This window comes from Photobacterium sp. 270122K (assembly GCF_059941365.1).
Map to the genome: position 1 here is coordinate 116,833 of NZ_JBPOEN010000009.1, position 13,800 is coordinate 130,632.

Annotated in this window: 14 protein-coding genes; 6 read left to right on the forward strand and 8 right to left on the reverse strand. The window is 47.4% G+C overall.

Annotated elements, in window-relative coordinates:
* The first annotated feature begins 108 nt into the window (after nt 1-108).
* The 4 genes from ACSF8W_RS16715 (at nt 109) to hldE (ending at nt 4,194) form a co-directional block, all read left to right on the forward strand.
* Complete coding sequence (locus tag ACSF8W_RS16715) at nt 109-621, forward strand: hypothetical protein (protein ID WP_500848335.1); 513 nt, start codon at nt 109-111, stop codon at nt 619-621.
* A gap of 3 nt (nt 622-624) precedes the next feature.
* A complete protein-coding gene (gene mutM, locus ACSF8W_RS16720; RefSeq protein ID WP_500848336.1) occupies nt 625-1,434 on the forward strand; it encodes a bifunctional DNA-formamidopyrimidine glycosylase/DNA-(apurinic or apyrimidinic site) lyase in 810 nt (269 codons plus the stop codon).
* Nucleotides 1,435-1,614: 180 nt separating this feature from the next.
* Nucleotides 1,615-2,619 carry an NAD-dependent epimerase gene (locus tag ACSF8W_RS16725; protein ID WP_500848439.1) on the forward strand — a complete coding sequence of 335 codons (1,005 nt, stop codon included), beginning with the start codon at nt 1,615-1,617 and terminating at the stop codon, nt 2,617-2,619.
* Nucleotides 2,620-2,760: 141 nt separating this feature from the next.
* A complete protein-coding gene (hldE, locus tag ACSF8W_RS16730; protein ID WP_500848337.1) occupies nt 2,761-4,194 on the forward strand; it encodes a bifunctional D-glycero-beta-D-manno-heptose-7-phosphate kinase/D-glycero-beta-D-manno-heptose 1-phosphate adenylyltransferase HldE in 1,434 nt (477 codons plus the stop codon).
* 47 nt (nt 4,195-4,241) lie between these two features.
* Here hldE and coaD read toward each other — a convergent pair whose 3' ends face one another.
* Nucleotides 4,242-4,724 (reverse strand): pantetheine-phosphate adenylyltransferase, encoded by a 483-nt coding sequence (gene coaD, locus ACSF8W_RS16735; protein WP_500848338.1) that lies wholly within the window; start codon nt 4,722-4,724, stop codon nt 4,242-4,244.
* Between the two features lie 88 nt (nt 4,725-4,812).
* On the opposite strand from coaD, the gene ACSF8W_RS16740 reads away from it, so the two are divergent.
* On the forward strand, nt 4,813-5,835 hold the full coding sequence (locus ACSF8W_RS16740) for a glycosyltransferase family 4 protein (RefSeq protein ID WP_500848339.1): 1,023 nt from the start codon (nt 4,813-4,815) through the stop codon (nt 5,833-5,835).
* Here ACSF8W_RS16740 and ACSF8W_RS16745 read toward each other — a convergent pair.
* Together ACSF8W_RS16745 and ACSF8W_RS16750 are read right to left on the reverse strand one after the other, a co-directional pair.
* Nucleotides 5,823-6,599, reverse strand: a complete 777-nt coding sequence (locus ACSF8W_RS16745; protein ID WP_500848340.1) for a glycosyltransferase family 2 protein — start codon at nt 6,597-6,599, stop codon at nt 5,823-5,825. The two genes, ACSF8W_RS16740 and ACSF8W_RS16745, sit on opposite strands and share 13 nt — an antisense overlap.
* A 10-nt stretch (nt 6,600-6,609) precedes the next feature.
* Entirely contained in the window at nt 6,610-7,674 is a 1,065-nt protein-coding gene (locus ACSF8W_RS16750; RefSeq protein ID WP_500848341.1) for a glycosyltransferase family 9 protein, read from the reverse strand.
* A gap of 90 nt (nt 7,675-7,764) precedes the next feature.
* Between ACSF8W_RS16750 and ACSF8W_RS16755 the strand changes: the two genes are divergently transcribed.
* Complete coding sequence (locus ACSF8W_RS16755; protein WP_500848342.1) at nt 7,765-8,478, forward strand: 3-deoxy-D-manno-octulosonic acid kinase; 714 nt, start codon at nt 7,765-7,767, stop codon at nt 8,476-8,478.
* Nucleotides 8,479-8,481: 3 nt separating this feature from the next.
* Here ACSF8W_RS16755 and waaA read toward each other — a convergent pair whose 3' ends face one another.
* From waaA to ACSF8W_RS16780, 5 genes are all read right to left on the reverse strand, one after another.
* Entirely contained in the window at nt 8,482-9,759 is a 1,278-nt protein-coding gene (gene waaA, locus ACSF8W_RS16760) for a lipid IV(A) 3-deoxy-D-manno-octulosonic acid transferase (RefSeq protein WP_500848343.1), read from the reverse strand.
* Nucleotides 9,753-10,799 carry a lipopolysaccharide heptosyltransferase II gene (gene waaF, locus ACSF8W_RS16765; RefSeq protein ID WP_500848344.1) on the reverse strand — a complete coding sequence of 349 codons (1,047 nt, stop codon included), beginning with the start codon at nt 10,797-10,799 and terminating at the stop codon, nt 9,753-9,755. Before waaF ends, waaA begins: the two co-directional genes overlap by 7 nt.
* Before the next feature lie 196 nt (nt 10,800-10,995).
* A complete protein-coding gene (locus ACSF8W_RS16770) occupies nt 10,996-11,718 on the reverse strand; it encodes a glycosyltransferase family 2 protein (RefSeq protein WP_500848345.1) in 723 nt (240 codons plus the stop codon).
* Nucleotides 11,715-13,298: a capsular biosynthesis protein gene (locus ACSF8W_RS16775; RefSeq protein WP_500848346.1), complete on the reverse strand. Its 1,584-nt coding sequence runs from the start codon at nt 13,296-13,298 to the stop codon at nt 11,715-11,717. Before ACSF8W_RS16775 ends, ACSF8W_RS16770 begins: the two co-directional genes overlap by 4 nt.
* A complete protein-coding gene (locus ACSF8W_RS16780) occupies nt 13,289-13,669 on the reverse strand; it encodes an HAD-IIIC family phosphatase (protein WP_500848347.1) in 381 nt (126 codons plus the stop codon). The genes ACSF8W_RS16775 and ACSF8W_RS16780 overlap by 10 nt, the downstream gene beginning before the upstream one ends.
* Nucleotides 13,670-13,800: the final 131 nt, after the last annotated feature.

Consider the following 13,800-nt stretch of genomic DNA (forward strand, 5'->3'; position numbering starts at 1 on the left):
CAACTCCCCCTGCTTTTTTCCTCTGACCATTAAGCGATTTTCTCACTATCTCGTATCTTGTTGTAACCATGCTATGATTTCCGCTCTGCTAACAGGAAGGGTATCGCCATGCGACTGTCACGTCGGGGATGGAACAATGTCATTATTTTTGCGGTGATTGCGTTTATCGCGATGATCCAATTACCCGAATGGGTGAAAAACCGTGCGACGTCCTCATCGTCATCCGCTGCTGACACGTCGACGGCGCTCACCCGTTTACTGCCCCTCGATGCCCAGCCTGAGCGGGTCGTCTTCCCGCAAACGACACTGACACACAGTGCATTAGGCTGGCAAGCTGCGCCGCTGGTGGCCTTGCCTGCACATACCTTGTTGTCGCATTGGTTAACGCTGGAAGGCACACCCGTGAGTGCGGATATCATGCAACAGCTAATGCCTCAGTTGTCGGCGCCTCGTCATGTCGAATTTGAGTTGGCAGGGCAACAGAGCGCCGTGTCGGTGACCGTTTATCAGTTGCCGCAGTTCTGGTTATTGCAAAACGGACAGGGCGAGTGGCTGGCCGTTTCCGTGGCGGAAGCGTACCTGTTTCCGTCTGCGACCCATTCATCAACTGTCAGTGAGTAAACCATGCCTGAATTACCGGAAGTCGAAGTGAGCCGCATGGGGATTACGCCGCATGTGTTGGATCAGCGTGTTACCCATGTGGTGGTGCGGAATCCGAAATTACGTTGGCCGATCCCTGAAGAACTGCATCTGATTGAGGGGCAGGTGATCCGCAGTGTGCGTCGTCGAGCGAAGTATTTGTTGCTGGATACCGATATTGGCACGGCCATCATTCATTTGGGGATGTCGGGTAGCCTGCGCGTGTTGCCCGCGGGGATCCCACCGGAGAAACATGATCACGTGGATCTCTGTTTGGCCAGTGGTGAGTTACTGCGTTACAACGATCCGCGCCGATTTGGGGCGTGGTTGTGGCAAGACAAAGACAGTGAACACAGCGTATTCGCCAAATTGGGGCCGGAACCGCTCAGTGATGATTTCAATGCTGAGTATCTGCAGCAAAAAGCGCAAGGTAAACGGACGGCGATCAAATCCTTCATTATGGACAATCACGTGGTGGTGGGGGTGGGAAATATTTATGCCAATGAATCGCTGTTTAGTGCAGGGATCCACCCGAAACGCGAAGCCGGTGACGTCTCTGCACAGCGTCTAGCGGTGTTGGTGGATGACATCAAAGCAGTGCTGGCGTTTGCCATTGAGCAAGGCGGCACCACGTTGAAAGACTTCAAAAATGCCGATGGTAAGCCGGGCTATTTCGCGCAAGAGCTGCAAGTGTATGGTAAGGCTGGGCAGCCCTGTCCACGCTGCGATAAGCCCTTGAGTGAGGCCAAAATCGGCCAACGCGCCAGTGTCTATTGCAGTGCTTGTCAGAAATAACAGCGCAATTACCTCGAGAGAAAAGCGAGGTGGATTCAGCGGCGCTTAACCCATAGCTCAATAATATTGATGCCGTTTTTCCTCTGCAAGCATACCCACCTCTCTGAGGCGGTGCTATGATCTTGTCATTGATGGTAATTTTTTGTGCTTTGAGTACATAGAGAAAGGTCGACCCCCATGATGAAATATCTGGTTACCGGCGCAGCTGGGTTCATTGGCAGTGCAGTTGTAGAACGTTTGTGTGCGATGGGACACGAAGTCGTCGGGATTGATAATCTCAACGATTACTACGAGGTGTCACTGAAGCAGGCGCGTCTGGCGCGTATCGCCCACCCACAGTTCACGTTCATTGAACTGGACTTGGCGGATCGTGATGGTATCGCGAACCTGTTTGCCGAGCAGCAGTTTACCCGTGTGATCCATTTAGCGGCACAAGCGGGCGTACGTTACTCCATTGATAACCCAATGGCGTATGCAGACAGTAACTTGGTGGGTCACCTGACGATTTTGGAAGGTTGTCGCCATCATAACATCGAGCATTTGGTGTATGCCTCTTCCAGCTCGGTATACGGCCTGAATCAGAAAATGCCGTTTGATACCGCAGATAGTGTCGATCACCCGATCTCACTGTACGCGGCGACCAAAAAGTCTAACGAGCTGATGGCACACACCTATTCTCACCTTTACGGTGTGCCAACCACCGGTTTGCGTTTCTTTACCGTGTACGGCCCGTGGGGACGTCCGGACATGGCGTTGTTCAAGTTCACTAACGCCATCATGGAAGGCAAAACTATTGATGTGTACAACAACGGTGACATGCGTCGTGACTTCACTTACATCGACGATATCGTAGAAGGCATACTCCGCATTCAGGCGGTGATCCCTGAGAAAAATAGCGATTGGACGGTGGAAACCGGTTCGCCAGCCACCAGTTCAGCACCGTACCGTGTGTATAACATTGGTCACGGTAGCCCAGTGAAATTAATGGACTTCATTGAAGCGCTGGAAGACGCACTAGGTATGGAAGCGAAGAAAAACTTCATGCCAATGCAGCCGGGTGACGTATATGCCACCTATGCCGATACGCAAGACTTGTTTGCGGCGACCGACTACCAACCCGCGGTGAAAGTGAAAGAAGGCGTGCAAGCCTTTGTGGACTGGTACCGCGCGTATTACCAGCGTTGATAGTGCGTTATTTCGCATGAGAAAAAGGAGGCTAATGCCTCCTTTTTTATGGGCGCTGGATTAGCGGCAAAAGTGACGTCGATGTTGGTATAACGTGCTTTATGGTAGTATTTGAAGGTTAAATTTATCCCGGAGAAAAAAATGAAACTGACTCTTCCTGAGTATGATCAGGCGCATGTACTGATTGTGGGCGATGTCATGTTGGATCGTTATTGGGGGGGGGCAACTGGCCGTATTTCCCCTGAAGCACCCGTGCCAGTTGTAAAAGTGGATCATATCGAAGAGCGTCCTGGTGGCGCGGCTAACGTGGCAATGAATATTGCATCACTTGGCGGTCATGCACATCTGATTGGTTTTACGGGGATTGATGAACCAGCGAAAGCGTTGTCAGAAAAACTTGGCTCCCTTGAGGTGCATTGTGATTTTGTAGCATTACCCAATTACCCGACTATCACGAAATTACGCGTGATGAGCCGTGGTCAGCAGATGATCCGCTTGGACTTTGAAGAAGGTTTTCATCAAGTACCGAGTAATATGATCTTGCCACGCATTGAGTCTGCTTTGCCTTCTGCTAGCGTGATGATTTTGTCGGATTACGCAAAAGGCGCGCTTGAGCATGTCCAGTTGATGATTCAGCAGGCGCGTCAGCAGGGTATCGCTGTACTTGTCGATCCGAAAGGCACCGATTTTGAACGTTATCGCGGTGCAACGTTGTTGACGCCTAACTTGTCAGAGTTCGAAGCCGTTGTGGGTATCGTTCGCTCTGACGAGGAGTTGGTGACGAAAGGACAAGCGTTGATCCAGCAGTATGATTTAAACGCGCTGTTGGTTACACGCAGTGAGCAGGGGATGACGTTGTTGCAGCGAGATCATGCTGAGCCCTTACACATGCCTACACAAGCAAAAGAAGTGTATGACGTTACTGGGGCTGGCGATACCGTGATTTCCGTTCTCGCCGCGTCTCTAGCTGCCGGTAAGCCATTAGCAGATGCATGTAAGTTAGCCAATGCCGCTGCAGGTGTTGTGGTTGGTAAACTGGGTACCTCGACGTTGTCGACGATTGAGTTAACAGATGCAATCCACGGTAGCCAAGACAGCGGATTTGGCGTAGTGACTGAGGCGCAATTGATACTCGCTGTTCAGGCAGCACGCGCCCGCGGTGAGCAGGTGGTGATGACCAATGGTTGCTTTGATATTTTACATGCAGGGCATGTGGCTTATTTAAATGAAGCGGCTAAATTAGGTGACCGACTGATTGTCGCGGTGAACTCGGACCGTTCCGTACAGGCGCTAAAAGGTCCAGGTCGCCCAGTGAACCCGGAAGATCGCCGTATGGCGGTGCTTGCGGGATTAGGGGCGGTGGATTGGGTGGTACCTTTTACGGAAGAAACGCCACAGCGACTGATTAGTGAAGTGTTGCCGACGATTTTGGTTAAAGGTGGGGACTATAAACCGGAAGATATCGCGGGTGGACAAGAGGTCATTGCTGCGGGTGGACGGGTTGAGGTCTTGCATTTTGTTGATGGTTGTTCGACGACAGAAATCATCCGTGCGATTAGGCAAAACCAAGAATAACAGCGGAGAAAAAGCCAGTGGTGACACTGGCTTTTTTGTGTTTAGGGTTATGGATTCAATTTAGCGTGTAAAGCATCAGTAATAACAGGATCGACAAACTGGCTCACATCCCCTTTGTGCAGGGCGACTTCTTTGACAATGGTAGAGGAGATAAAGGAGTTCTCTTCAGCCGGTGTCAGGAACACGGTTTCCAATTCTGGCATTAAGCGGCGGTTCATATTCGCGAGCTGAAATTCATATTCAAAGTCGGAGACCGCGCGTAGGCCCCGGACCAAGATGTTGGCTTGGTATTCTTTGGCAAAATCGACCAACAGGCCAGAGAAGCCAACTATCTCAACATTTGTTAGGTGTTGGGTGATCGCTTTGGCTAATGCCACTCGCTCTTCCAAATCAAACAAGGGTTTCTTACTGGGATTGAAGGCAATGCCAACCACCACATGATCAAACATGGCAGCAGCGCGTTCAATCAGATCAAGGTGACCATTGGTGATGGGATCAAAAGTGCCAGGATAAATTACACGTGTTGTCATAAGGAAAGGGATAGATAGTGATTGATGTTTTATATACTAACATAGTAGCTTATTAAAAATGAATCACATTAGAATTAGCAGAATGTACATGAAAAAGAACAAAGTAGTACTGCACATGAATCTGGCCTCCGGATTTGGAGGGGGCGAAGTGCAAACACTGAATTTAATTAAAAATATTTCAGAATTCCAACAGTTTATTTATGTGAAAAAAGGGAGCTTGTTTGAATCTGAGTGCCATCGCCAATGTGATGCCATTGACACAATATCACTTTATAAAGTTTTTAATTTGGCATGTAAATTGCGTTCTGATTTGATTATTCATGCGCATGACGGCAGAAGTGTACATCTTGCAAATTTGATGAAGTCACTCTTCGCATCCAAGGTTATTATTACTCGACGCATGGAGAAAAGAGTAAAAAATACATTTTTTTCGCGATTGCCATACTATCGTGCAGATAAACTAATTGGTGTAAGTCATGCAGTAAAAGATTCATTGGAATTCTCAAGAAAACAAACTTTAGTTATTCATGATTCATTTTCTAACCAGAAGGAAAATGATGCAGTGAATGATGACTTAAAAAAGTTCAAAGATAAGTTTGTTATTTCACATATTGCTAATTTATTACCAATTAAAAATCATGATATGACGATAAAAATTGCCAAAATATGTGAGAAAAAACATCCCAGTATTATTTTCTTACTGGTTGGTGATGGTAAAGAAAGAGATCGTTTAGAACAGTTGGCTGAAAGTGTGCCTAATGTTATTTTTTATGGGTTTACATCTTACGTCGGCTCAATATTAAAACATAGCAATTTACTTCTATTACCATCTCATAGCGAAGGGCTTGGATCAATTATTCTGGAAGGATATCAATATAATCTTCCTGTTATTGCCGCAAATGTGGGTGGTGTCTCAGATATTGTTGAGAATAACTGTACCGGCATTTTAATTACGCCTGGAGATACTGAGCAATATTTAATGGCGATTGACCGGTTTGTGAGTGATTCTGATTTTATGGCAAAATGCAAATCCAGAATCACTCAAGTTGTTAATCAATACTCACCAAAGGAAATTGCAGATAAATATATACGGGTTTATCATTTACTATGATGACTTTTCTCCCATAAGCATAAATGCTTGTTGAATGCAGAAAAAGAGGATAAAGCTGCAAGGATGAACCCAGCTTTTCCATTAAGGAATCCTCTTTTTATGAAATACATTTTAATAAAGCAACTTACTGCATGGGAAAAAGGAGAGAACAAGTTGGAGCGTTTCCCTCGTGAAAATCTATCTTCGCTCCATGATTTTGCATAACTGACCGACTTTGATAAGTAATGTGAAATATTATCGTATGGGTAATGAATAAGATCGCCGCCGAGAGGGATGATCTTGAAGTTATCCGTCATGACTTTCTCATGCACAAGAGCATTATTATACGTTGTCGATTGTGTTTTATAGAAACGAGCGACATTATCTGGGTACCAACCACAGTGACGAATCTCTGTATTTAAGAAGATACTTAATCGGTTAACCGTGTAGATCGTATCGTTTTGAGGTGCACGCAAAACCGTTTCAATCGATTGGCGTAATTCTGGCGTGACTTGCTCATCGGCATCGAGCCACAACACATAATCAGCTCGAATATACGCTTGTGCGCGTTGTCTTTGAGGACCAAAGCCTGGCCAATCTTCAGAGGTGTAAAACTTGTCAGTGTACTGGCGAGCAATGGTCTCGGTCTGATCGGTACTGCCAGAATCCAGGATCACGATTTCATCGACCCAATCTTTGACTGAGTCTAGACAAGACGCTAGATGCTGTTGTTCATTTTTTACAATCAGTGCCACACACAGTGTTGGCTTGGATGAAATACTCATAGTGTCTCGTCTATTTTCTCTTCTGAATAGGATGAGAAAGTGATGCCAGAAGATGATCGATCTGTGTACAGACAGCCTGTACCGTGATGTCTTGCATCAGTTCGCCGCCTTTTACCCGTGTGCCCCATGCCAGTTGAGAGACAGGCTTACCGTGCTGTTTTTCGGCATGTACGTGATACACATCCACCACATGCGCCTGACTATTGTAAGGGCCGGTGCGTGCCGGGTTACTGTGAGCGTATAAGCCAATGACCGGCGTGCCTTGGGTGGTGGCAATGTGTGCCGGACCGGAATCCGGCGCCAACACGATGCAGGCTTGCTTGCATAGGGCGACTAACTCAATCAGTGAAGTTTGCCCAATGAGGTTATGTACCGGCGTGTGGCAATGGGAAAGAATACGCTCACCGAGTTGTACTTCACGTGGTGCGGGTGAACCACACAGTACCACGTTCAGCCCTTGCTGATATGCGTAATCAGCTACTTGTGCATAGCGCTCGGGTAGCCAGTTACGTTCATCTTTACTGGCCGCAGGAGAGATGACAAGAGTGGGCGCGGTGATCTGTTCCTGCGCGAAGGCTAAGGCGTCAGCAGGCAAGGGAATATCCCAGTGGGGGGGGGCAAATGGCACGCCAAGATAGCGCGCAAATTCAGCCAGATTATCTAACACATGCGCGGTTTGTGTGTCAGGCAGTTTTTTATTGGTAAACAGCCATTGGCCTTCTTTCGCGCGTGCACGGGAAAAACCGACTTTATAGTGGGCGCGAATGCCGAATGATAAAAGACTGGCCCGTAAAGCGACCTGCATTAAGAGTAATGCATCAAATCGCTGGCCTTTGAGTGCTTGCCAAACGGATTGCATACCTTTCCAGCCGGCTTTTTTATCAAACACCACCACATCCACATTCGGCAGTGCCTGGATCAGTGGTGCTTCGACTTTGCCGACAATCCAGGTGATTTTGGTTTCCGGCCAGTGCTGTTGAATGGCCTGTACCACACTGATGGTATGGCAAACATCGCCAATCGCAGAGAGACGAAGGATGCAAAGGGAGGCCGGGGGTGTGGTAAATAAAGCCATAAACGTGCCTAATGAAAAAAGATAAGAGGAATTATGCAGTGCCCTCTAGCAATTGTAAAATAGCTTACGATCAGGATTGGAGAGACTGAAATGCAAGAAATTATTGAAAATAACCGCGCGATTTGGGTCGATCCACAATTGCTGGAGAGTGACAGGGCGCGGGATGCGTTTGATGCCGATTTTTGGCAGGCGCAATCTGCTATTATTGGCTCGGCACAAGGGCGAGGGACGACGTGGTTTGTGCGTGGCACGCAGTGTGATATGGCCTTACGTCACTACCGTCGTGGCGGGCTATTTGGCAAGGTCGTGAGTGATGCCTATTGGTTTACAGGGTGGAAACAGACTCGCAGCTACCAAGAAATGCAAATACTACAGCGGTTGGTTGAGGGTGGCGTGAATGTGCCGCGCCCTGTGGCTGCACAAGCAGTACGTTCAGGCCTGACGTATCAGGCGGATATCTTGGTTGAAAAAATCAATGGCAGTGAGGATCTTGTGGGCATATTACAGCGTCAGCCTATTGAAGCCGAACGCTGGCAGCAGATCGGTCAAATGATCCGTCGCATGCATGATTTGCAGGTCTGTCATACGGACTTAAATGCACACAACATTTTGTTAGATGCGCAACAACAGGTCTGGTTGATTGACTTTGATAAATGCTACCAACAGCAAGGCGAGCACTGGAAAGAGAAAAATTTAGCCCGTTTAAAGCGTTCTTTTATGAAAGAGGTGGGTCGTTTTCATATCCATTGGCAGGAAGCGGATTGGCAACTGCTGTGCCAAGGGTATGGCACAGCAGCGGTATAGCACTTAATGTGTCAGGTAGGGAGCGAGCCAGTGCAACGTTTTGTGGATGGCACCTTGGTTGTGTTTAACCACAGCTTCCCCTTGTTGGCCCATCTGTTGACGCTGTTCAGGCGCAGAAAATAACGCACAAATCTGTTCGCCAAGTTGTTGGCTATTTTGGCAAACCAACACGGCTCCCGCTTGGGAGAGTTGCTCGGTAATATCCGCAAAGTTGTAATAACTTGGACCTGTGAGCGTTGGCTTTGCCACCGCCGCGGGCTCCAACACGTTGTGCCCACCGACGCTATCACCTAACAGGCTGCCCCCAATGAAACAGACATCCGCGGCGGCAAGCATGATCAACATCTCGCCCATGGTATCGGCAAGGTAGATCTGTGTTGCGGGTGTCACGGTATCTTGAAGGCTGCGTCGGGCACAAATAAGCTGCCGCCGTTGGCAAAGGTGTGCGACCTGATCAAACCGTTCAGGGTGACGAGGGACAATGATCGCTATCACATCCGGATATTGCTGTTGGATGTGTTTATAGGCGTCCAACACGAGTTCATCTTCCCCTTTATGCGTGCTGGCAGCGATAAAAACAGGGCGTTGAGCACCTAATTGCTGACGCAAGACGTGTGCCGTATCGTGCAAAGACGCAGGAAGCGTTAAGTCGTATTTTATGGACCCTGTGATATGCACCTTGTCAGATGCTGCGCCAAGTGCAATAAAGCGTTCAGCATCATCCTGATGTAAACACAGGATCTTATCTAGAGGGGCTAACAGTTGCTGACTGAACGCGCGAGCACGCTGATAGCCTTGTGCAGAGCGTGCTGAGAGGCGTGCATTGATCACCACCGTGGGAATGCCGTGCTGTTTCACGGTGGTGAGGGTATTGAGCCACAGCTCTCTTTCTACGATGATAAAAAGTCGTGGCTGAATGGCTTTCAGAAAGCCGCGCACACACCAAGCAAAATCAATCGGCATGTAGCGGTGTTCCACGCCATTGCCTAATTTCATGATTTGCTCTGCCCCGGTACTCGTTGTGGTGGTCACCACAATCGGGATGTTAGGATACTGCTGCTGCAGCGCTTTGATCACAGGGATCACCGCAAGCGATTCTCCCACTGACGCCGCATGGATCCAAATAGGGTTAGTCGCAGACGACAGCGCCGGCGTGAGGCCCCAATGCTCTTTCCAGCGTGGCCCAAACGTCGGCTTTCCGGGTTTTTTACGGTATAAACCGAAGAGTAAAACCGGTGAAACTAACGTGAGCAGCAGCGTATAAAGGCAACGCATTAGCATGAGCTTGCCTGATGATGCTGTAAACGTTCGATCGCATCCAAAATACGTTGTGGCGCAAGGTCAACCAGGCATTTCTGGTGGCCAAGCGGGCATTCACGTTTAAAGCAGGGACGACATTCAATATCGGTATGCAAAATTTCAACGTGTTTGGCCAAAGGTGGCGTATAACCCGGTGTGGTTGAACCATACAATGCCACCACTTTACATCCGACGGCCGCTGACACATGCATCAACCCCGAATCGTTACTGACGACCGTATCGCAGGCCGCTAATAAATCGATCGCTTCAATAAGAGACGTACTGCCGGCGACGTTGTGGCAGTGTGCCTGAGCCTGCTCACTGAGCTTGGCTTTAATCTTGTCGGTGACTTCGCGATCTTTTTGTGAACCAAACAGCCAGACTTGGAAGCCTTGGTCGATCAGTTCCTGGGCTGCGGTGGCAAAATGCTCTTCAGGCCAGCGTTTGGCGGGGCCAAATTCGGCACCTGGACACAGGCCAATGGCGATACGGTCTGATGACAAACCGAATTTTTCCATCGCTTGCTGTTGATTGACTTTATCGACCTGTAAAGCAGGATGAGGCATATCCGTTAAACATCCGGAGCCGGTCATTTCCGCCGCAGGATGGGCGAGGGCGATGTAGCGTTCAATCATCAGATCAAAGGCTTTTTTGTTATTACGCAGATCGTTCAGAAGCCCGTAGCGCATTTCGCCTTTCCAGCCAATACGACAAGGAATACCACTGAAGAAGGGGATCAATGCGGATTTGGCTGAATTAGGCAGAATATACGCGCGATCGTACTGTTGGGTGCGTAACTGCTTGCCAAGCTGGTAGCGAGCGAGCAAGCTGACATCACCGTGGCCTAATGGCATTTCAATGGCTTGGTTGATTTCAACCATGCGTTCAAGGACGGGCTTACACCATCCCGGCGCCATCACATCAATCACCGCACCTGGGTGCATTTTTTTTAGTTCTGTGTAAAGACATTGTGACATAACCATGTCACCCACCCATGATGGACCTATGATGAGAATTTTCATAAAGCGACGTTATAAATGTTGTTAAGTCTCCATAGTTTACTAATTGGCCGATAAGTTTTCTTTGTTATTTTTGATTTTTTTCTGAGGAGAAGGGCAGAGAGTTGGGTTATTAGGGGGTAGAACGCCGCTCATGGGAAAAGTGCAGTACCTCATGAGGCGATGAGGTACTGCGGAGTGGTGCTAGCGTACTTGCAAGTTATGCGTTGCGAAACTCGTCGTATTCACTGGGAACGCCACAAAAAATGACGTCATCGCGTGCAATGAGGTGGTAGTGAATGGTTTTGCCTTGTTGAATCAGGTGATTGTAGAGTGGCGCAATATACAACTCGCCTTTTTCCCACTGAGACTGTGGCAAGTTGAGGTAATGTTCATACGCGGCCATAAAGTCGCAGCACTGAGCAAAATGGTACAAACCGGTACAGCATAGGTCTGAAATCGCACGTTTTTCAGCTGTTTCGATAACCTCGGTCGAATCTGACGAACGTGGTTTAGTAAAAGACCAGTTATCGCCGCTGCCTTGGAATACCTCTAAGTATCCCGCGCCCAGTTGGGTTAAGTCGGGATAGATAAAGCCTGGACGGAAGGTGTCAATGTTAAAGACAGTGATAGGCTGATCGTCAACCGGTAAATTTTGTAATCCCAGGTATACGGTTTCTGCCTGTCCACGGGTCTCTTCTTCGAGGGCCACAATGTGGAAGGACAAGATCCCGAGTTCGGTCGCTCGTTCTTTAACGAATGCCGGCGTGTCGTAGACATTGCGGACGATAAACACAAACGTCTCTGAGTGAAAGTAAGCACGGAAACTGTTGACCGCATGATCAAAAAGCGTCGCGCCTTTGGCTTCAAGCATGTATTTAGGCTGTGTGTAGCCCGCTTTGAAAAAACGAGAGCTTAGCCCCGCCATTGGAATAATGATCATTGTGTATATCCTACTAAGGTTTGATACAGTCGGAATGCATTGGCAAACAGTGCGTCTTGTCGTTGTTTGTCATCATCGTGCAGCGGTAGCATCGACAGGAACAGGTGAATTTGCATCGCATACAAATTCATTGGAGACAAATGACAGGTTTGGTTTACCGCTTCAACGAATAGTTGCTGAATGTCGCGCTGCTTTTCCAATCCAGCGATATCAAACTGAATGTTGTTATCCTGAATATTGACGTGATAATAGCCGGCAATGATCCAGTCATACATGCCTAAAACAGAATGACTCAGTTTGGCGACGTCATAACGGCTGTCACCAAAAATCGTCAGAACGTTATCGTGTGTTAAGCCACGCGGATCAATGGTCTTTATTCGGTTTGTTCTAAAATCATAGAGAATATTGCTGAAACAAAAATCACCATGCATGACAGTGTGAACGTCTTCATTTTGTGGTAACCATTGTTCGGTGGTTGCAAGGATCTCATTGATAGACACAGAAAGGTCATTAAATACCCATTTGTCATCCAATGAAAATTGTCGGTCATCACAAAAAATCATGAGTCTTTCTTTGGTTTTAGCACCAAATAAGTTATTCAAGGATGAGGCCGTATCATTGTCCGTGGCGTGATGTTGCTGACAATGTGCAATAAAGTTCAAACAACCACTAAAGATGTTTTTCCATACCATCGGTGGTAATTCAGAAAAAACATAGAGCTCATTAAGGGCAGTATGATGTAAATACTCTAATCGGTATTTGAATTTACCGTCATCATCATGACATCCCATAAATTGAGGGATGAAATTACGCATGGTTGCAGGTAAATGCTCAAACCAGTTCGCTTCTGCTTTTATTTTAATATTCTTGCTACTGGATTTTTCAATCCACTCAGGTGTAATGACAAGTTCATTAAACGCACGCTGTGTGGTGAATTTTGCTTTGGAGGTGTAATAGGTATTAACGTGACCAAAGTCCAGCCAGTTATCTGATTTTACAGTCTGTAGCCCAATTTCATTTTTATAGAGATTGAGCCCTTCTAGAAAATGCCAGTTTCTTTTTGTTAGGCATTTCATTAATTGACGCGGTTGACTGAACTTGAAGTACCCGGAGACTATCGGTGTATTTTGAGTCAGAGAAATTGAGGAATCAGAGAGCCACTCTTGCGCTGAGTGTTGGTTGATACGCGCCCAGTTGTAGCTATTTTCCACGTCAGAAACAGAGACGATATCATTCCCCGTTGGCAGTGGGGTAATGAGCGTGTCACCGAAGAGAACATGCAGGGGTTTATCTAGAGGGCTGTCAACCAAGTTAAGCGCAGCGACTAACGCAGCACCTAATGATAGGCCATCAGGTAAAGACAGTACCGTAATATCATTGTCCGCTAACCAGTCTGCATCCATCTGTGAGAGTGAGTAGGATTCTGGTAGAGAGAGATACTTTGTGACGCCCGCAGGGATCAAGGCATGTTGATGCTGGAACAAACGGCGATTTCCCAGCGGTAACAGGCTGGGAGGGATCGCACCAAATTCAGATTGTAGTTCGACACCGACATACGCTGCCGACATGATTAAGAACATTTCTTTTCCTTCGCTATAAGGGCGTTGATCTCTTCTAAGGAGAGAGAAGCAAATTCAGAAGGACGAATGGCACGATCATCAATATAGAAGCCTTCATGACCACACCACGGTTTCCCGATAATGATTTCATCATAAGGAACCTGATGCTTATCAAGCCATTCAACGATGATAGGGAGGGTGTGGATATTGATTTTGCCGACATTGCCTTCGTAGGTACGCATGTTACGTGCAGTACAGATGACAATTTCAAAGCCTTTTTCTCGGTATTCTACAAGTCGATCAATGACTTCTTGGTAAGGGCGTACCGCTCTGTAATCAGAGGTATTGGCTTCTGTCAGGGTTCCATCTAAGTCAACAATTAATCGTTTCATGTACAGACTATCCATATGATATATTGATACTTTATATGATAATACACAACAGATTGAGAATTAAGAAATTTGTCACGGTCGAGCGAATAGATGACTGAAATGGCAGTATGGATGAAATAGAAATAAATATT